Origin of the sequence: Sheuella amnicola (assembly GCF_010499255.1) — a bacterium.
Taxonomy (GTDB): domain Bacteria; phylum Pseudomonadota; class Gammaproteobacteria; order Burkholderiales; family Burkholderiaceae_B; genus Zwartia; species Zwartia amnicola.
In genome coordinates, this window is the sequence record NZ_JAAGRN010000023.1 from 1 (window position 1) to 2138 (window position 2138).

4 protein-coding genes are annotated in these 2138 nt (G+C 55.5%); all 4 read left to right on the forward strand.

The window, feature by feature from the left end:
• Positions 1 to 150: 150 nt before the first annotated feature.
• The 4 genes from G3I67_RS14830 (at position 151) to tnpC (ending at position 2032) form a co-directional block, all read left to right on the forward strand.
• Complete coding sequence (locus G3I67_RS14830; protein WP_163656353.1) at positions 151 to 225, forward strand: YnfA family protein; 75 nt, start codon at positions 151 to 153, stop codon at positions 223 to 225.
• A 61-nt stretch (positions 226 to 286) separates the two neighbouring features.
• Positions 287 to 703 (forward strand): IS66-like element accessory protein TnpA, encoded by a 417-nt coding sequence (gene tnpA / locus G3I67_RS14835; RefSeq protein ID WP_163656348.1) that lies wholly within the window; start codon positions 287 to 289, stop codon positions 701 to 703.
• A gap of 20 nt (positions 704 to 723) precedes the next feature.
• Positions 724 to 1035, forward strand: coding sequence for an IS66 family insertion sequence element accessory protein TnpB (tnpB, locus tag G3I67_RS14840; protein WP_260074618.1), 312 nt, complete (start codon positions 724 to 726; stop codon positions 1033 to 1035).
• A gap of 97 nt (positions 1036 to 1132) precedes the next feature.
• A complete protein-coding gene (tnpC, locus tag G3I67_RS14845) occupies positions 1133 to 2032 on the forward strand; it encodes an IS66 family transposase (RefSeq protein ID WP_163656351.1) in 900 nt (299 codons plus the stop codon).
• Positions 2033 to 2138 lie beyond the last annotated feature (106 nt).

The window sequence follows — 2138 nt, forward strand, 5'->3', positions numbered from 1 at the left end:
CCTCGTTCCGTAACTTGACGTACCGCTTCGATCTTAAACTCTTCGGTAAATCGTTTCCTGCTCATAAGACCTCCTTTATTGCCTAAATGTTAGGCTAAGAAGTGTCTACAAAACTAGTAGCGATTCAAAACTAGTAGCGATTCAGTATGGTTGCTCACACAGCATCCAACTGCAAGTGGTAGAACTTATGCCATATACGGTGGCATCTACGTATCCGTCCGGTGAACTCATCTTGAGCCGGGTTTAGTAAACCGCGATAGTGTCCGCGATGGAGAATGTGGACACGATGATCAGTAAACCGCTCATTAACACCAAGACCCGACGAGAGCGTCGAGCCTATAGCGCAGACTTCAAAGCTCAAATCATCCATGCCTGTCATCAACCCGGCGCCTCGATCGCTGCGATTGCCCAGGACAATGACGTCAACTCGAATGTTCTGCATCGCTGGCTGCGGGAGCATGAGCGGGAGGGCCGACACGCTGCTCCAGCCTTTTTGCCGGTCACGGTGGTTGACTCCCTTGCCCGCACTGATACTCCTGCCATTGATTCTGCCCCAGTTTATCCATCTGCGCCAGATGAGGTGGCGGTGCCACCAGAAGATATCCAGATTGAATGCGTACGCGGCCAGAGCAGAGTGACCATCCGTTGGCCCGTGTCGGCAGCCTCCGACTGTGGAGCCTGGATCCGAGACTGGCTGTCATGATCCGAATTCAGCAATATTGGATGGCGGTGGAACCGATTGACATGCGTGCGGGCATGGAGACGGTGCTTGGCAAGGTCGTGGCGGTATTTGGCTCCGCTCAGGCGCACCATGCGTATATCTTCACCAACCGGCGTGCCAATCGCCTGAAGGTGTTGGTGACCGATGGGTTCGGGGTGTGGCTGGCTGTGCGGCGACTGCACGAGGGACACTTTGCTCGGGTTCAGGACGCGGCGGGAACACGCCTCGAATTGACTCAAAGTCAGGTGGATGCGCTCTTGGTCGGCTTGCCCTGGCAGCGACTTGGAAAGCCAAGCCAGGTAACGGTTTGGTGATAATTGATGGTGTGAAGTTTGCTCGAATTTGTGCATAAAAATCAATTGGTGAATGTGATCATTTGCGCGTTCGGGGGCTTGTGCCACCATACGCTTCATGGTCACCGAGCAAGAACTGCACAGCATGAACGAAGAGGCTCTCAGGAGTCTGGCCAAGCAGTTCCTTGCCACGATTGGTGAACAAAACCAGGCGATTGATGAAGCCCACCGCACGGTCAAAGAGAAAGAACAGATCATCGCCAAGCTCACCTTTGAGCTGGCCTACCACCGCAAGCTGCGCTATGGGCGCAAGAGCGAACACCTCACGGCCGAGCAACGCCTGCTCTTTGAAGAGTCGATGGACACGGACTTGGCGGCCATTGGTGCAGAACTTGAGCAGTTGACGCCAGCCAAGTTGCCAGATGCGCCCAAACAGCAGCCGCGCCGCATGCAGATCCCGGCTAACCTGCCGCGCACGGACATTTATCACGAACCCGAGAGCACGCAGTGTGCCTGTGGCTGCCAACTCAAGCGCATTGGCGAGGATGTCAGTGAGAAGCTCGACTACGCCCCTGGGCTCTTCTCTGTCGAGCGCCATGTACGAGGCAAGTGGTCCTGCACGAGCTGTCAGACGATCACCCAGGCTCCCGTGCCGGCACACGTCATTGACAAGGGATTGCCGACTACAGGACTGTTAGCCCATGTGCTGGTGGCAAAGTTTGCCGATCACCTGCCGCTCTATCGCCAGGAGCAGATCTTTGCCCGGGCAGGCGTGCCGCTCTCGCGCCAGACGCTGTCAGACTGGGTGGGTGCCTGTGGGGTGCAGCTGCAGCCCTTGGTCGATGCCCTAAAGGCTGAAGTGTTTAGGCACGATATCCTGCACGCGGATGAAACCCCGGTCAGCATGCTCAAGCCCGATAACGGCAAGACCCACCGAGCCTATATCTGGGCCTACAGCCCCGGACAGTTCGAGAACCTGAAGGCTGTGATCTACGACTTTTGTCATCGGCAACTGTAAATTGATACAGGTCGGCAGGTGAAAATTGATACACCTCGACAAAGGGATAATCGTCGTTTTTTGAGCGGCGATGGTTTCATACGAGGAATACATGCAAATCAAGATC

Excerpts from the sequence above, each read along its gene's own strand:
- tnpA (WP_163656348.1), top strand. The coding sequence starts at position 287 with ATGATCAGTAAACCGCTCATTAACACCAAGACCCGACGAGAGCGTCGA.
- tnpB (WP_260074618.1), top strand. The coding sequence starts at position 724 with ATGGCGGTGGAACCGATTGACATGCGTGCGGGCATGGAGACGGTGCTT.
- tnpC (WP_163656351.1), top strand. The coding sequence starts at position 1,133 with ATGGTCACCGAGCAAGAACTGCACAGCATGAACGAAGAGGCTCTCAGG.